We start from the raw sequence: 17,492 nt of genomic DNA on the forward strand, positions 1-17,492 counted from the left end.
ACAGGTAGAGAGACAGTTAAAGGTATGAGTTATAAACTGAAGGTTTCCAGATCGTCATTTCGAATGCATATGAGAAATCGCACATCCAGCTCCCGGCCAGTATGTGCGACTTCTCGTCGTCCCGAAAAGGGACTCTGTCGAAGTGACTAGCGTTGTCTCCAAATTAGAATTGAAATAACTTTCGGCCGCTAAAACGATATCATATCAAAACATTGGTTATAAAATGTTTAGTAAAGTTGTCAATGGTAGCCTGCCTGTCTGTCCGAATAGCCGATGCCAACCAAGCAGGCTCGAGGGGACAGTAACATTTTTTTTGAATTTACACGAAATCAATGTCTTACAAATATTTTTATGCCGAACTCCCCTTCTATTATCAATGGAATAACTACCCATTTTGATCAAAAAAGAAACCCCGATGAATTTCATCGGGGTTTATATATCTAAATAAGTTTATATCGCTATTACCAGCTTACTTCCTCGGTCTCGCCATTGGGATAGGTAACGGTGCCTTTTTGATCACAGCTGCCAGTACCAAAGTCCAGGGAAGCCGTCATATCACCAACTTCCAACTGCATTAAACCAGTTGTAATAAAGGCACAACCCAAGTTAGCGCCAAGCGGTTCGGCCACTGTAAATTCGTACTTAATACCGTTTACAGTAATATCCCAATCTCCTGTACAGGTAACATCGGCTCCTTCAGCATTGATCTGATCCAAATGCCAGCTAAGCACTTTATTTCCCTTCCAATCAATAATGTCGCCATTGGCATCCTCAAAGGTGGCATCGGTAACTACAGTAAAGGTTGGACTGTTGGAATCTGAAAAGTCAAAAGAAAAGGTCTTGGTGCCGTTCAGCAAATGGCCGTTAAAGGTAAAGTCGGTAAAAGTAACTTCAAAACTCCCTGTGTTACCCTCCGTATTTCCATTGTTTCCAGTCAAAACAATAGTTCCACTTACGGTCTTACCGCGAATAATACATTGGTTATAGGCTACCGACATACTTTCCTCGGTAAATGTGATGGCAGCACAAGCAGAGTCGGTGTTTGATTTGTTACTTTTTCCAGCTTTGTCGTTGATCAACAATTCGGAAACCATCTCGTCCAATCCGTCCGAAATGGAATTGACCTGCATTTGCGACTTAACTTGTTCGCTTGTAAGACTTTCATTATTTAAATCGTTATCAGCATCATTGCTACAAGCAGCGATCAAAATAAATCCGAAAATCAAAACTAAATAATTAAATATTTTCATTGTTTGTGGGGTTTAAAACATATTTAACGCGGCTAAAATAAGCCCTTATATACTATTATGTTAAGAAAAACGCAATTTTTCGACTTACAGTATGTTTTATTAAGAAATATCTTACAAAGGTATTCGTTTTAGGACGATTTTAGCCTTGATTTTTGGATCTGGACCATTAAAAAACCACTTGATTTGCAGTATGTTATGGTGCAGTTAATCCAGTTGAAAGCTAAAATTGTTAAAATCATCCCGTTGATAGGCCATTTTTTGTGTAGTGGGCGATATGGCGAAATAAGGTGAAAATGTAGTGGTAATCACGGTCTTTCCATCAGGTAAAAACTCCATAATCCGTAGCCAACCGTCTCCCCCATTACCATGCCAACCGCCGCCAATAGCCTGGGCATTAAACGTAATTTGATTCACCTTTTTTCCGGCAACGTTCCTATCCACCCTAAATGCCGTATGAGCCTTAAAATTATCAGGGGAGCCAATATGGCCAGAGAAAACCATTTGTACATTTTTGGAAGGTGCCACCAGCTTTTCCCAGATGGCCTTGCCATAGTTGGCATCGGCTATGGGATAATTCTCTTTTTCCATATGCTCGTTTTGGGCATTTAGATAGGAATGGGTTAGCATTACCACGGTATGATCTTTATAAATTTCTTTAGAAATCTCATTGTTGGCCCACTGCAAAATAGTGTCCCTAGGCGCGAACTCCAGGTTCAGGAATAAAAATTTTCTTTGTTGGGGAGATACCAGTTCATAGGTGGCATTTTCTACCGAAGGCAGGCCGTCTATGTTCTTCCCCGCGGCCCGTAAGGCCTTTACATTCAATAAGTTTCTATGCACGGGAAAATACTGGCCGTAATTGGATTGTCTGTTTTCCACACTTTTATAGCCAAAATCGTGGTTTCCTGCCGCCAGGATATAGGGTACTTTCCCATCCAGACGCTCAAAGGCGTGAGACACGGCCCTCCATTGGTCCCTACTGGGCATATTTCCATTTACGTCATCTGGCACCAGAAGTTCGTTCTGCTCTACCAAATCGCCCGTACACAACACCATTTTTATATTTAGGGCATCAATATTTTCACTGATCCAGGCCGTCATGGTTTCCAAGGTGCCCTGGTTTCTTTCAAATTTCACGTAGGTCTGGGTATCCGGAACCAATATAATGGACCAAGAGTCCGGATTGGACAATTTGGGCGGGGCATAGGTTTCTTGTGCCTTTAAGGCCGTGGACAGTGTGATAAGGGAGAAAACAAAAAGACAATAGCGGTGTTTAAGGTTCATTTTGGTCGATTATTAAGGTTGCAGTGGATAAATTTAACCTTTTTAGCAAAGATAAAAAAGCCATTAACCATAGGCCATGAGCCACTGCTTTCATGTTTCCCAGGCCTTGGTTTGGTTTTTGGGATTTTAAGACCGTGAAAGTTGTTATAGGACTTCAAATATGATTATTTTCGTTCCTTACAAAAGTTTTAACGATACCCATGCCCGATTTCCAGAAGGAATTAATTCCTTACCTAAAAAAGTACTTTGGTTATGACCGCTTTAGAAAGCAACAAGAGGCCATTATTACTTCTGTTTTAAAAAAGGAGGATTGTTTGGTAATCATGCCTACCGGTGGTGGAAAGTCCATTTGTTTTCAGTTGCCTTCCCTCTTGTTCGATGGCACTACCCTAGTGATTTCCCCTTTGATTGCTTTGATGAAGGATCAGGTAGATGGACTTATTGCCAACGGTATCCCGGCAGCTTTTTTTAATAGTAGTCAGTCTGCCGAGGAACAACAGGCTATTTTGGACCGCACCCATAAGGGGGAACTAAAATTACTATATGTGGCCCCGGAAAGTTTACAGGGCCTATCCCCTATTTTAAAAGAGGAATTTGTTAGTTGTGTGGCGGTGGACGAGGCACACTGTATTTCCTCCTGGGGGCACGATTTTAGGCCGTCTTACCAACAATTGGGATTTTTAAAGGCATCCCTGCCCCTAACGCCGATAATTGCTTTAACAGCTACTGCGGATAAAGCAACCCGTCAGGATATTTTGGAACAATTGCAGATTCCCAAGGCACAGCAGTATTTGGCTTCTTTTGATAGAAAAAATATAGCCCTGGAAGTAAGGGCAGCACACGATAGGGTCTCCCAAATACTTCAATTTATAGAGCAGCGGCCGGATGAATCTGGCATTATATATTGTTTGAGTCGAAAATCCACCGAAACCCTGGTCGAAAAGATCCGCAATAACGGTATCAAGGCAGCGGCCTACCATGCCGGTTTGGATTTTGAAAGTCGCAACAAAGTACAGGAAGATTTTATTTTCGACAAGACCCAGATCGTATGTGCTACCATTGCCTTTGGGATGGGGATAGACAAATCCAATGTACGCTGGGTAATACATTATAATATGCCCAAAAATATTGAGGGCTATTATCAGGAAATTGGCAGGTCCGGAAGGGACGGTCTACCGGCGCATGCCCTTTTGTTCCACAGTTATGCCGATGTAATCCAGTTGCAAAGATTTGCCGCAGGGGCCACCAATGAGGAGGTGCAGCTGGCCAAGTTGGAACGCATGAAGCAGTTTTCGGAAGCATCGAGTTGTAGAAGAAAGATTTTATTGAGTTATTTTGGGGAGTATTTACAGGCCGATTGTGGCAATTGCGACGTCTGTAAAAATCCACCGCAGTTTTTTGATGGTACGATAATAGCGCAAAAGGTTTTATCTACTATAGCCAGACTAAAGGAGTCCGAAGCTACGGGGACAGTAATAGACGTGTTGAGGGGCGCCCAAAATGCCAACATTCTGGATAAAAATTATCAGGAAATAAAGACCTATGGCATAGGGAAGGATATTTCATGGAACCATTGGCAGCATTATACCATACAGCTTATAAACCAAGGCCTCTGTGAGATTGCCTTCCATAAGAACAACGTTTTGCGTCTGACGGATTTGGCCAAGGCTGTATTGTTCAATAACGCCAAAGTACAATTGAGTCAGCCCTTGTCCAAAGAAGAACAAATGGCGGTCCGCAAGGGAAGTAAGTCCAAGCCAGTCAATGAAAATTCCCTGTTTGAAAAACTTCGGCAATTGCGGTTTCATATTTCCTTGGAGGAGAATATTCCTGCCTATTTGGTTTTTAACGATGCCACCCTCAAGGAAATGGAGTCCAAAAAGCCAGTGACCAGTGAAGCTTTTAAAGAGATCAATGGGGTGGGCCAACGCAAATTGGAGGTTTATGGGGAGATGTTCATCAATGAAATCAAGGCCTTTGTAGAAGCAAAACCCAAGAAGAAGAAAAAGAAGACCAGAAAATCGGATACCGCTTTGGAAACCTATGAGCTGTTTAAGACGGGGGTAACCGTGGAAGAAATTGCGGAGACCAGGGGCCTAAAGCCCAATACCATTTTGGCCCATTTGGAAAAGTTGTACCATGATGGGAAAGACATTGATATCTACCGACTAATATCTAAAGACGATGTAGCCAAGGTAGCCAAGGCCAAGAAAGAACTTAAAACCCCGGAAGGCCTAAAACCCTATTTTGAGCATTTTAAAGAAAAAATGGAATATTCTACCATCCGCCTCGCTCTGACCGTGATTGAAAAGGAGGCGATTTTATAAGGAGTTATAAGGTAGGGTACGGAGTTGGAAAGTTGAATGTTCAAAGTTCAAGGCTTAGTCAGCTTAAAGAGTTTGCAGTGGGCATTAGAAAGTTCAAGGTCCGGACGGAGATTGAGCCTGCCTACCGGCAAGGCAGGCCTGCCCGGCCGGTAGGCGGGCGTAGTCGAAATCGGTGTTACAAGGGAGTGTTAAACAGTAATCAGTAAATAGCTGATGGTTAGCAGTTTGCAGTTCCTTATTTAAAATACTTCTCGATACAATTTTGCTCCACTTCGTTATGCAAAATCACTCGAAGTGACGGGTAGCTCCGGTCGGTGGGTTGAAGTTCAGGGTTCAAGGTTGAAAGTACCATCGTCAGTTCGAGTGGAATGCCAGTAGGCATTTTGTATCGAGAACACTTGATGGGATTGAAAGCCTCTAATCAGAGCGAAACAAAAAAGCTCCTTCCCCTAAGTAAGGGAAGGTGGAGAATACGGAAGGGGTTCAGGGCCCTTTCTTTAGGGAAGGAGCTAAAAAATGGTTACAATTGCATTTAAAAACTAAGGGATACCTTGCCTCTGACAAAAAAAGGTGTCCCAGGGGTAAAATGGATTTCCTCTACGGCTTCCGTTTCGTTGAACAATCTACTGGTGGTCGCAAATTGGGTCTCGTTCCATTCCGTATCAAAAAGGTTATCTACGATGAGTCCAAAATTCCAATTCTTCCATGAATAATTCAGATTGAAATCGGTTACAAAATACCCTCGAGCAATAATGGAATTATCTTCATTGGCCGGTCTGTCCTTGATAAAGCGATAGTTCACTCCCCCCGAGAAGTTTTTAAGCCCCTTAAAGGTAATTCCTCCAGAAGAAGTCAGGTCGGGCGCCAAGGGAATATAATCCTCCCCACTTGGGTCTTCCGAGCTTCTGGCATAAGTGTAATTAACATCGCCATAGGCGTACAACCAGTCGGTTAACTGATACCGAGCTCCAAAGTCCACCCCATACCGTTTGGTTTTACCACTGGGTTCCACAATACCCGCATCACCTACATATACAAACTCCTGCTCCAAAAAAAGATGCCAGAGCGCTATATTTAATACCAATCGGTCTTTGGGCTTGTAAATAGTTCCAATATCCGACCCAAATGCCAACGGCAATATTTCTTCACCGCTATTGGCGGTTACTACCCTGGTGTCATTGGAATGAAAACCGATACCCGTTTTTGCATACAACTGAAGGTCCTGGGACGCCTGGTAAATAGCGTTTAGCTTGGGACTGATGATGAGCTTGTTTTCACTGGATTGGTCATAGGCCTCCGTCAATAGATTTTCATAATCGAATTTTAAATAATCCAGACGTACACCAGGATTAATGTTCCACTTGTTGATTTTGTAATTTATATTTAAGAATCCATAGGCATTCAACTCATCAATATTGCCATATGCAAGTCGGTCCAAGGTAGTCTTCCTGTTTAGGGTATGGGAAAGCTCTACCTCGTTAATGTCGTCGTATCTAAAGCCTATACCCGTATTGAATCGGAATTGAGAATTATTGTGGTCCAAGTGTATGGTTTTATCATAACTGGTTTCTCCTCCAATGAGGGTTCTATTTTCCTTTTGCTTTATTTGATCGCCATTCACGGGATCCTCAAGGAAAAATGTAAAATTGGAATAAAGTTCAAAATCATATTTTGAAATAAAAAACTTGGATTTAAACCGACTGTGCTGGTCCAATTGTTTGTCATGGTTTAACAAAAGGTTGGTGCGGCTGGTATTGCCCCCTTCCGTATCGTCTATGGCGCCAAACCGACCAATGCTTCCGTTGTCTACTGCCCGTTGGGGAATTTGTCCCGAGGCATCCCATTTGCTCTGAAAGTGCGAGGCGGTCAGATTCACTTCGTTTCCGGCATCGTCCTTATGGTTATACCGGCCCATAATGTTTATTCTATTGAAATTCTGTGGAGATTCAAAGACGCCATCAGAAATCATATATTCAGAGGCTATATAGGCATTGTCATTATCGCTTTCCAAGAGTTTCAGCATCCCCAAACCCCGTAGGGTATTATACTTGCCGACTTCCATGCTAACCACATTTTTATCCAAAGTCTTCTTGGTGGTCAGATCCACATATCCGGCCGTATTAAAGTTTCCTTTATCGGCATAGTAAGGCCCTTTTCCAAAATCTATATGATCTATGGTTTCCGGTATTATAAAATGCATATCGGCGTAACCCTGACCATGGGCATGGGAAACCATGTTTACGGGCAAACCATCCACATTTATAGCGATATCCGTTCCGTGGTCTATATCAAATCCTCTTAGGAAAATTTGTTCGGCCTTACCGCCACCGGCATGCTGACCAATGATCAGGCCAGGGACTTTTCTAAGGATTTCTTGAGAGGATTTGACGGGGTTATTTTTGACGTCTACGTTTACGAAGCTACTCATAGCGTTTATATTGGATACCAATACTACTTGATCCAAAGAAACCGCAGCTTCCTCCAAGACGATCTCAAGAGTGGTATCCAATTGACTTTCGGTTATGAGAAGTTCTTTATTCTTAAAGCCAAGACTATAAAAATAGATGCGATCATTAATGCTTACGTTGGCCAAACTAAAGGCCCCGGAATTATTGCTGTAGGTATAATTTCCGGTATTCTTATTGTACACTCCTACTCCACTTAGGGGAAGGTTGTTTTGGCCGATTATTGTTCCATTTATAGTATGGGCACTTAAGGCGCTAGAAAGCAAAAGGAGAAATAAACAAAAGGTATTTTTAATCATTGTTATAGTTTTTTTCAGAATAGCCAGCCGCTATTCCTGATATATATTTTATGGCATATATATCCTGTTTAGGGGTTTAGCCTTAACAAGAAGATGATGAATGCCTATTTTTTAAAGTGTCTTGGGAGCTGGCAATAACAATGCCTAGGAAAACCAAATAAGCACAGAGTAGCCCTTGGATTCCTTTCAATAATTATCATGCCCCGAAAATTAACAAAGTGGTCTTGGGGGAGGTACTGATGGATAATGTATTCCTTTTGAAGTGTTTTCCTTTATGTTGGAAAAATGGGTTTTTTCAAATGTCGGTATAGGCTGGTAAGTAATGTACATTGCAACCACCAGATGCTTGTCATAATCCGACTGTACTTCCATCTTTTTATTGTCTTGATGATCTGGGATAGAAGCGCTAAATGCCATATTCACGAAATCTATAACCTCATGACTGTGGGATTCTGAATTGTGTGGGTGGGAATGGCCATTTAGGCCTATTTCAATTGCTCCTTTATGCTCGTGGGCTTCTGTGGAATAGTTTGATGTCCCATCTTGGGATTTACCCTGCCCGTCATGGTCATTAAAATCGTGGGTGTGGGAGGCAATGGAGTGATGACCTAATCCTTGATGAAGTCTATGGGACAAAAAGTGCATCAGTTCCGGTAATTCCTGCTGCAAGGGGGCCACTAGATAGCAGATGCCCATAAAGACAGCTACACTTTTGAACAACCACGGCCTCAAGCCTTGTACATTTTTCTGGGTCACGGATACCTTTTTTATACTCTACCTACGGAAAATTTATGCGATGGGTTTGTTTTTCGCGGAAAAATATAAAATCACAGCGATTTAACTGTTAAAATAGGGTGAAACATTCTAAAGTAATTGTCCAGAATCGAAGATTGGATATGGAGGATCTGAAGAAGGTAGTATTGAGTATTGAGTATTGAGAAGTGGGAATACAAAGATCCAAAAGCCTAGATCCTAGATGATAGGTATTTATAAGTGTCGAAAGAAGAAAGTTCTAACGAAATTTTAATAGTTGGTTATAAGTAGTATGTGCGACTTCTCAATCGCCTGAAAAAGGCTCATGTCGAAGTGACTGCGGTGGTATAATCTTTGGATTTTCACAACCCTCTGTTTTCGGCAATAACGAAGCTATCTCCTTTCGTTACAAGGGAGGAGACTTAAGTTTTTGACCATTCGGAAATGGATCAGGCCAAAGGCAAGGAGTAATGAGAAATGGGATTAAAAAGAACCAAGGGTCTAGATGATAGACATTTATAAGTGTAGAAAGTTCTAACAAAATTGGAATAGGGCCCATTGGATTGATGGTGTGATCATTAGTTTATAGTATGATATTTAAGTAATTGATTTACATAGTTTTACAACTTTAAATACTAATTGTAAAATATTTTTAAATCCTTATTGGGATTGTCTGGGGAGCGATATAGCCGTAGATATAGAGCAAAAAAATTAACAATTAAACAACAATTTAATTCCAAATGCGTTCTTAAAAAAAAGTAATTTTATATCACAAAAAAAGTTAGATATGTCATTTTTATCACCACAAATTGAAGCTTTGGCTAAAAGAAAAAAAGAACTATCTCTTGTAAAAAGACCGGATTCATGTGGTATTTTTCAGGAATATGGCAAATTCGAAAAGATTCAAAAGCCTGAAGAGCTGAAATAGCAGCCCTTTAGCGTATTTTTAATCTTTTGGGAACAAGCTCTTGTCCAATCCAGGAATGAGTTTCAACGCATTCTTGTAGTATAACTTTTTAAGTACTTCATCCGGTAGGTTCATTCCGTACATGGCCCAGAAAGCATGGTATTTTTTGTGATATGGAAAATATTCGTCATCGGATTCCAATACCCGAAAATAGGTAGGGAATTCTTCCGGTTTCCAACTGTCCTTACCAAATAGGACTCGGTCCTGATATTTCACAAAAAAATTATGGGCATTTTTGGGTTGTCGGCCCAGTTCCGCAATGATGGCCCCTATACCGACATACATATTGGGCATTTCGTCCATTAATTTCCCCAAAGTACCCAGATCATTGGCATACCATCCCATATGGGCATTGATAAACTTTGTATTTGGGTGTTTTTTAAACATTCTGTGCTGCTCCCCAATAATTTGTTCCCAGGAAGCTGGATCTGTATCCGAGCGTTTTCTACGGGGGTGTGTTTTTAGTTCCAACCATCTCTCGTTATCCGAATTTACTTCATCCCAAAAGGGTTTCGGGTCTGCGGAGTGGATAAGTACCGGGACGCCCAATTCACCACATTTTTCCCAAATGGCACCTAAACGGTCATCATCTACGGCCAATCGTTTTCCCGAGGTGTCGGTATTCCGTAACCCTAGACTCTTATAGACCTTAAGTCCTTTGGCTCCGTTCTTAATATCCGCCTCCAATTGGGCCACGGCCTTGTCCGACCAGCCGGGTTTGCCAACTCCATCAAAATCCACATTGGCAAAAACCGCAAATCTGTTGGGATAATGGTTCTTTATGTTTTCCAGAGATTGTTTTATCCTTTCCCCGGACCCACCACTGAGGTTGACCATGATTCCCAAGTTGAGTTTATCCATATCACTGATAAGTAGGGATAGGTCCTGTGTTGGCATTTGATACTGATGGCCATGAACATCTATAAATGGGAATTTGGCCCTATGTATTTCCTTTCCCGGCACTTTCAGGGTAGAAACAGGATTGTATTCCTCGAAACTCATGTTCTGGGACAAGGCTTCATTGGAAAAGATAATAAGCAAAATACAAAGGGGGGCTAAATTCTTAAAAGTCATTTCGTCATTAAATTAGATTCTAAATTTATGTTATATAACGGACAACCTAAAAGTTTGAAGCAAAAAAGTATTTGGAAAATGAATCCATGCCAATAGGGTTGCAACTGTTGTTTTGAGTTTGTCTCTTTCTGTATTGCGGTTTTTTCCACCTTGAACCGTAATACTCACCACTTTTTGACGTCATTGCGAGCAAGGCTACCACCAGGTAGACGTAGCGTGGCAATTTGTTTGTTAATGGAGAGATTGTCTTTTTACCGCTGCCAACTTATTAAGAAAGAGATTGCTTCTTCGCCCTAGCTCCCTATCTACCGATAGGCAGGATCGCAATGAGGTATTTGGTTTTGGCCAACGCATTTTGAATTCTTAAACCGTAGTATTGCTTATATGCAGTTCCCGACTCCGCTTTAACGGACAGCGTTAATATATGAGTCCTTGAACCTGCCTACTGCCAACCGCTACTGCCAACTCTATTATGAAACACTGTAAAGGAATTTGGGAATAACCAAATGTCCAGACTCTAGTCTCCAGAATCTAGGCCCCTTCTCACCTTCTCGTATTCCTCCTTGGTATCAATATCCAGCTCTTTTCCGTCAGCGGAAATACTTAAAACATCCTTAAGCTTGGTTTTGATAATATCCCTAGCCCCAAAATCTGAATTCAATTCCAATAGTGCCTCAAAATGGATTTTCCCAAAAATGGCGGGTACTCCTACCCTATTGTCATATTGGGTGGCCACTATGGTATGTTGGGAATTGGAAAAAGTATCGATCAGCGTATTTAAATATGGTACGTCTATCAAGGGTTGGTCTGTCAACATCACTAAAATACCATCATATCCTTGGTCCTGCTCCAGAAGCTGTTTCGTACCCCAGGCGATGGAGTTTCCCAATCCCATTTTCCAGTTGGGGTTATGGACGCATGCCGTACCAGAGAAATCGGTTACTTCCTTTATTTCATGGGTATAGGCCCCCAAAACCGTCAACACGTTGCTAGCCTTGGAATTTTGTGCATTTTTTAAGGCATTACCTATAAAAGTGCTGTCTTCCCAGGGCAACAATTGCTTTATGGCCTTCATGCGGGAGGAAGTCCCGGCCGCCATGATCAAAATGGCTATATTGGATAGTTTAGTCATTAATCGTGAATCCCGGTTTCTTTATTTTTCAAGAGCATAGGTTCTTTGTTCCTGACGACCGATAAAATTTCGGCAATAATAGCTATGGCAATTTCCTGAGGGGTCTCGGCCCCAATATTGAGACCGGCCGGGCCATGGATTCCGTCCAGAAAATCGTAGGTAATCTCCGGGCTAAGTTCCATTAGTTCGTTGAATAGTTTTTCCCTTCTTTTATGAGGCCCTAAAAGTCCTAAATATATGGGTTTTGAATCCTTTAATGTCAACAAATACTTTAAGTCTTTAGAGTAGCTATGGTTCATGAGGATAATGGCGGTATGTTGATCCACTTCGGCCAAAGGAAAGCCCTCGGGCAATATGCCCAAAAAATCATGGGCACCTTCAAAATCCAAAATATTTTTCTCCTCGGAGGGGTCGGCTATAATGGTGACTTCCCATCCGGCCATGGCAGCAAAATTGCATAACTGTACGCTATCATGCTCGGCACCAACAATAAATAGCTTAAAACAGGGTTTCATGCTTTGCTCAAATACCTCAAGCTTCTCTTGGGTACGGAACCCTGGCAATAGCGGCAATTGCTCTTGACTAAATATGACCATGGAGCCGTAGTTGGCATTGGAGCCCTCTTTTTTTTCAAAAAAGGATTGTATTTTAAAACGCTGTCTTAATGCAATGGTTTGTTCAAAAGTTTCCAAGAATACCTTATCAGGTCTAAAGGCCTCCAGTAAAATATAAAGAATACCCTCACACCCAAGTCTATATCGACCGTCATAGGTCATTACCTTGGATATATCATCGGCAAAAACGGACTGTGCCTGTCTTACTACTTCCTTTTCAACACACCCACCACTTACAGCACCGATCAAATGTCCGTCTTCCAATATCAACATTCTAACCCCAGGTCTCCGGTAAGAGGAGCCGTCCAGTGCCACAACGGTGGCTAAAACACATTTTAGGCCCTTGGAAGTGGCAGATTGATATTCGCGTATAATTTTTTTTAGTTCGTGTGTCATAATTATAATAAATCTCTGGTCGGGACAAAAGGGACCAACTCCCCTACTTCATATGTATTACTCCTAGGTTCGAGGACTATAAATCCATCTGTATCCACCAAGCTGCAGAGGTCGCCAGATCCATTCTCTTTTACCAAAGAAGCAATTAAATGCCCTTGGTTAAATGCAATTTTAGCTCTTAACAACAAAGTTAAATCCCCTTTTACGGCTACAGCTTCCTTTAAAATTACATCAATTTTTGGCAGCGGCACTCCCAAGGATCGTTTTAACCAATCCCTGAAGTAGACATTATAATTAGCAAAGGTCGATACAGGATTTCCCGGAAAGGAAAAAACAACTGTTTTTGTTTCTCTTTGAATTCCGAACCAAAATGGTTTACCGGGCCGTTGAAATACCCCGTGAAATATTTTTTCTACGCCCAGTTCATCCAATACTTGCGGAATAAAGTCGAACTTGCCCTTGGACACCCCGCCGCTCAAAAGCACGGCGTTATGCTCTTTTAATGTATTGTCAAGTGTTTTTTTTATGTGGTCTTTTTCATCAGGCAGGTGTAGTTTGTTAGGGGCAATACCCTCTTGGGATAGAGCTGCAAACAAGGTATGGATATTGGATTTTCGTATTTGGTGGGGCAAGGGCATCTCTTCTACTTCTACCAGTTCGTTGCCAGTGGAAACAATGGCCACTTTTGGAAGTGTTCTTACTGAGATCGATGCTTTGCCCACAGCAGCCAAGACCCCTATTTCTGCAGCTGAAATAGCACTGTGTTTTTCCAAAACCAGATCTCCTTTTTTCTGATCGCTGCCGTTCAGGTGAATGTCCTGTCCCCGGGTTGGGTTTTTGGTAAGGGTGGCCGATCCGTTTTCAATAATGAGATGTTCGTACATCACTACGGTATCCGCATCGTTGGGAACCACGGCCCCGGTCATTATTTCAATACAATTATCACTGTCCTTTAATTGTTGGGACGGCATGCCTGCAGCCAATACCCCTTCTATTTTAAAAGTAGTCAGGCCTTTTTCAATGGCATCGTAATTTATAGCAATGCCGTCTTTGGTTGCCCTGTTAAATGGCGGAAAATTTCTATCGGCAATAATATCTTCTGCAAGTATACGTCCCATAACTTTTTGTAGGGAAACCTGTTCATTGCCAAAGTCCTGGGATAGGTCCAATACTTTTTTATACGCGTCTTTATAGGAAATCATGGAACACAAGGTACAATTAATAGGAGATTTGTTAAAGGGTTATCTTTTGTATTTCTCGCCAAGTTATGGGTTTTACGTTCTTTTCTTTTAACAAATTTGCCGTATCGGGATTAGTAAAGAAATCAAAATCCATTTGCCGCCATTGGGAACCAAAATTGGGATGGTCCACGCAGATTTGTTTCATTTCCATATTGTCAAAGGCTGGGTGGATCAAAATCACATTTAAGCCCGCCTTAAGGGTATTGATCTTTTGGGTATACAATTCAGCCAAACCGGTACTTTTCATGGCCTTTAAATTACCTAGGTGCACTTCATTCACTATGTTATCCGATTCTAGGAGCGCATCAGGGTTCCCAATATCCATAAGCAACTGATCGCTTAAAAAAATAGGCAGGTGGTATTCTTTGCCCAACTCCCTGTAGACCTCCAAGAGTTCTTTGGTTAAGCCCAAGGTGAACATATGTGAATCCAAATGGGTGGGTTTGATTCCAGCTGCCAATGCCGTATCAATTTGCGCCTTAAGTTCTTTTTTAACCTCTTGGGGTTTGGCCAATTTCTTAACCAACTCCCTTTTGGCATGGAAAAACCCGTGATCGTCCACCAAGCTTGGCACTTCGGAATACGGCAGCAACGGACCAAATTTATAGTGCTTCCATTCGCAGGTCAAGGTTAAATGGATACCACAGTCGAAATGAGGGTGATGTTTGGCGAAATTGGCCATATCCCGAAACCAGGGACAAGGCACCATTATACTATAGGAATTTACAATTCCCATTTCCAGGGCTTGTATAGTAGCTGCATTTTCCGAACAGGATAATCCAGCGTCATCGGCATGAATCATTAACAGGATATCATTTTTGCCGTATCCCAATCGTTCCAGGTCGTAATGCTTAGCCATGTAATTTGGTTGTTTAAACAGCCTTAGCCAGGTTAAAATTAATTTTATCCGTGAAGGGCAAGGAATCTGTCCACTCCCCCTTCAATATTGAAAAGTTTAAGTTGTTTGTTTTGTTCCAATAAAAGCCTAAATGCCATTTCACTTCTTTTTCCGGACTGACAAAGCAAATAGACGGGGCTTTGGAAATCCAATTCGTTTATTCTGCCCTTTAACTCATTCAGAGGGATATTTACTGCTTTTACTTGTGACAAGGAAAAATTTTCGAATTCCGTTTTGGTTCTTACATCGATTATTTGAACGGACTTACCACTGCTTATTTTCTGTTCAATTTCCGCAACACTTATGCTTGGACTTGTTTCACATAGCTCCGCCCCATAGGATTTTAGGAGTTTTTTTATAGTCGCATTTTTAGGTTGAAGATTGAAATTAATGGTTTGGTAAGCTTGATTTAAACCATTGAACAACAATAACTTGCCACTAAGAACTTCTCCTACTCCGGTTGTTGCTTTTACAGCTTCCAAGGCCTGAAGATTTCCTATGATTCCAGGAATCACCCCCAACACCCCATTATCATTGCAATTCGGGATTTCTTCTAAGGAAGGCATGTTTGGAAACAAACATCTATAGGTTGGGCCGCCTTTATAATTAAAGACGCTAAGTTGTCCCTCGAAGCCTTGAATGGCACCGGAAACAAATGGTTTTTTTAAGATTACACAGGCATCGTTGATCAAGTACCGTGTTGGGAAATTATCGGATCCATCCAGTACAATATCAAATTGTGAAATGATTTCCAAGGCATTGTTCCTGGTAAGAAATGTGTCAAATGTCTTAAATTTTGATGTTGAATTCTGTAGCCTTAATCGTTCCAGCACCACCTCTATTTTAGGCCTTCCAAGATCACTTTCGGTATATAGGACCTGGCGCTGAAGATTGGTAATTTCAACTATATCCTGTTCCACAATGCCTATGGTGCCTACCCCCATGGCATTCAGGTATAAGAGCGCAGGAATTCCCAGGCCACCGGCTCCAACGACCAAAATACTGGAGTCTTTCAGCTTTTGTTGGGCTTCCGGTCCAAAATCTTTTAAAACGGTCTGTCTTTGATATCTATTGAAATCCATCTCTAGGTAACAATATTAATTTTACATGTTCTATACCTCTTTGGTCCAAATTAATTTGGTGAAAGTTTTAGCAGTACCTTTTCATAATCTTCCTTGAAGTTGGCATTCCACAACACTTCTTCGTTCTCTGGAAATACCAACTTAACATTCTCATTGATCAGGAATTTACGAGGGCAAGTACCTGGCCCGTTCTCCAGATAATCCAAGGATTTTTTTAAACCTGTAGGTTCCCAAATGGCGCATAGTGGTTCAGGTAGGCCACTTTCCCTAGTGGCAAAGGCAGTGGCTATTTTGTCAGGATCTCTAGTCCCGATCAACTGTTCAAGTGCTTGTTTGTCCATCAAGGGCAAATCGCAGGCCAAAACCAACCAAGCTACATTTGGGTTAAAATTGTGGGCGCTTAAAAGTCCGTTATAGGGTCCTTTGTATTGGTTTTGATCAACAATTAGTTGGTGCTCTGACGAGAATTCGGAAGCCTGTTCTCCTCGGATGCTCATATAAACGTTGTCGCATACCGTCTGCAGGAGTTGGTATAGGTATTCCCGTTGTGGTATACCATGATATTCTATCAATCCTTTGTCCGTTCCCATTCTGGTACTTTTTCCGCCGGTAAGTACAAGACCATATATTTTTGAGGAGCTCATTATTTGTAGTTGTCTTTTAATTGCTGTGCCAAGAACAAGATAGTGCTTGGTAGTAGCTATTTGGTATTATCCACCGATGGAGGTCATTGAATTTTGAAATATTCCATCATATTTTTCCTGTTCCTCAAAACCGGTTTTGGATCTACTGCCTATAGCCTTAAGGATATGCTCTTTAATTTTGGATTCTGCATTATCCCCTCTCATTACGTCCCTTAAATTCATTCTAGGTTTTCCGTATAAACAGGTGATTACATCGCCCGTCGCCGATATTCTTAATCGATTGCAGCTACCGCAAAAGGTTCTGGTAAAGGAAGGAATTAGTCCAAAAGTACCCTGGTGACCTTTTATCTTGTAATTAATGGAGGTTGATGTTTTGGGCGATTCCAATTTGGTTATATCTGGATATTCCGATTGTATGTGGTCCAGTATTTTTTTATAATCCCAAGTAATGGTGTTGAAGGATTTACTCCCGCCATTGAATGGCATTTCTTCCAAAAACCGAACGGACACGGGATAATGCTTCATTACCTCTAGAATAGGTATTATATCCTGGGTATTCTGATTTTCGAGGGCGATAAAATTGATACGTACATTGAAACCTTCAGTTATCAACTTTACCAAATTACCATATACGGTATCATATTGATTGCGTCGGGTGATCCTTTCAAAGGTTTCCTTATCAATGGCATCCAAACTCACGTTGATATTTTTGATACCCAAGGATTTTAATTCTTGAATATAGGGGCCTATCAATGTGGCATTGGTGGTAATGGAAATATCGTTCAATCCCTTTAAAGTGGAAAGTTTTCGCAATAATACCATTAGGTCCTTTCTAACAAAAGGTTCACCACCTGTAATCCTAATTTTGTCGATCCCCTGCCCTACCATGATTTCACTCAATTTACAGAGTTCTTCTATGGTGAAAAGCGATTTTTTTTCGGCAAAATTTATCCCTTCAGAAGGCATACAATAGTTGCATCGCAGGTTGCAGCGATCTGTAACCGCCAAGCGCAGATAATTTATTTTCCTATTGTGATTGTCTATCAGCATTTATCCTCTTTTTTTA

Annotated in this window: 14 protein-coding genes; 2 read left to right on the forward strand and 12 right to left on the reverse strand. The window is 41.4% G+C overall.

Going from position 1 to position 17,492, the window contains the following annotated elements:
• Positions 1 to 461 precede the first annotated feature (461 nt).
• On the reverse strand, positions 462 to 1,250 hold the full coding sequence (locus tag MWU84_RS13925; protein ID WP_246902343.1) for a hypothetical protein: 789 nt from the start codon (positions 1,248 to 1,250) through the stop codon (positions 462 to 464).
• Positions 1,251 to 1,454: 204 nt separating this feature from the next.
• Positions 1,455 to 2,534 (reverse strand): metallophosphoesterase, encoded by a 1,080-nt coding sequence (locus tag MWU84_RS13930; protein ID WP_246902345.1) that lies wholly within the window; start codon positions 2,532 to 2,534, stop codon positions 1,455 to 1,457.
• 200 nt (positions 2,535 to 2,734) lie between these two features.
• On the opposite strand from MWU84_RS13930, the gene recQ reads away from it, so the two are divergent.
• A complete protein-coding gene (gene recQ / locus MWU84_RS13935) occupies positions 2,735 to 4,861 on the forward strand; it encodes a DNA helicase RecQ (RefSeq protein ID WP_246902347.1) in 2,127 nt (708 codons plus the stop codon).
• Between the two features lie 532 nt (positions 4,862 to 5,393).
• On the opposite strand, the gene MWU84_RS13940 is transcribed toward recQ, so the two are convergent.
• Entirely contained in the window at positions 5,394 to 7,625 is a 2,232-nt protein-coding gene (locus MWU84_RS13940) for a TonB-dependent receptor (RefSeq protein WP_246902349.1), read from the reverse strand.
• A gap of 210 nt (positions 7,626 to 7,835) precedes the next feature.
• Complete coding sequence (locus tag MWU84_RS13945) at positions 7,836 to 8,381, reverse strand: hypothetical protein (protein WP_246902351.1); 546 nt, start codon at positions 8,379 to 8,381, stop codon at positions 7,836 to 7,838.
• A gap of 784 nt (positions 8,382 to 9,165) precedes the next feature.
• Here MWU84_RS13945 and MWU84_RS13950 point away from each other — a divergent pair.
• Complete coding sequence (locus MWU84_RS13950) at positions 9,166 to 9,306, forward strand: hypothetical protein (protein WP_246902353.1); 141 nt, start codon at positions 9,166 to 9,168, stop codon at positions 9,304 to 9,306.
• A gap of 18 nt (positions 9,307 to 9,324) precedes the next feature.
• On the opposite strand, the gene MWU84_RS13955 is transcribed toward MWU84_RS13950, so the two are convergent.
• The 8 genes from MWU84_RS13955 to moaA all read right to left on the reverse strand — a co-directional run bounded on the left by MWU84_RS13955 (position 9,325) and on the right by moaA (position 17,476).
• The gene (locus MWU84_RS13955) at positions 9,325 to 10,419 is read right to left on the reverse strand and encodes an amidohydrolase family protein (protein WP_246902355.1); all 1,095 of its coding nucleotides are present in this window, start codon (positions 10,417 to 10,419) and stop codon (positions 9,325 to 9,327) included.
• Positions 10,420 to 10,936: 517 nt separating this feature from the next.
• Complete coding sequence (locus MWU84_RS13960) at positions 10,937 to 11,551, reverse strand: nucleotidyltransferase family protein (protein WP_246902357.1); 615 nt, start codon at positions 11,549 to 11,551, stop codon at positions 10,937 to 10,939.
• Positions 11,551 to 12,561, reverse strand: a complete 1,011-nt coding sequence (locus MWU84_RS13965) for an XdhC/CoxI family protein (RefSeq protein ID WP_246902359.1) — start codon at positions 12,559 to 12,561, stop codon at positions 11,551 to 11,553. The genes MWU84_RS13960 and MWU84_RS13965 overlap by 1 nt, the downstream gene beginning before the upstream one ends.
• Positions 12,562 to 12,563: 2 nt before the next feature.
• Positions 12,564 to 13,763, reverse strand: a complete 1,200-nt coding sequence (locus tag MWU84_RS13970; protein ID WP_246902361.1) for a molybdopterin molybdotransferase MoeA — start codon at positions 13,761 to 13,763, stop codon at positions 12,564 to 12,566.
• Between the two features lie 31 nt (positions 13,764 to 13,794).
• On the reverse strand, positions 13,795 to 14,661 hold the full coding sequence (locus MWU84_RS13975) for a polysaccharide deacetylase family protein (protein ID WP_246902364.1): 867 nt from the start codon (positions 14,659 to 14,661) through the stop codon (positions 13,795 to 13,797).
• A 44-nt stretch (positions 14,662 to 14,705) separates the two neighbouring features.
• Positions 14,706 to 15,782 (reverse strand): HesA/MoeB/ThiF family protein, encoded by a 1,077-nt coding sequence (locus tag MWU84_RS13980; RefSeq protein WP_246902373.1) that lies wholly within the window; start codon positions 15,780 to 15,782, stop codon positions 14,706 to 14,708.
• Positions 15,783 to 15,832: 50 nt separating this feature from the next.
• Positions 15,833 to 16,426 (reverse strand): NTP transferase domain-containing protein, encoded by a 594-nt coding sequence (locus MWU84_RS13985; RefSeq protein ID WP_246902375.1) that lies wholly within the window; start codon positions 16,424 to 16,426, stop codon positions 15,833 to 15,835.
• A gap of 66 nt (positions 16,427 to 16,492) precedes the next feature.
• A complete protein-coding gene (moaA, locus tag MWU84_RS13990) occupies positions 16,493 to 17,476 on the reverse strand; it encodes a GTP 3',8-cyclase MoaA (RefSeq protein ID WP_246902377.1) in 984 nt (327 codons plus the stop codon).
• Positions 17,477 to 17,492 lie beyond the last annotated feature (16 nt).

This window comes from Arenibacter sp. F20364, from assembly GCF_023015905.1.
Lineage (GTDB): Bacteria > Bacteroidota > Bacteroidia > Flavobacteriales > Flavobacteriaceae > Arenibacter.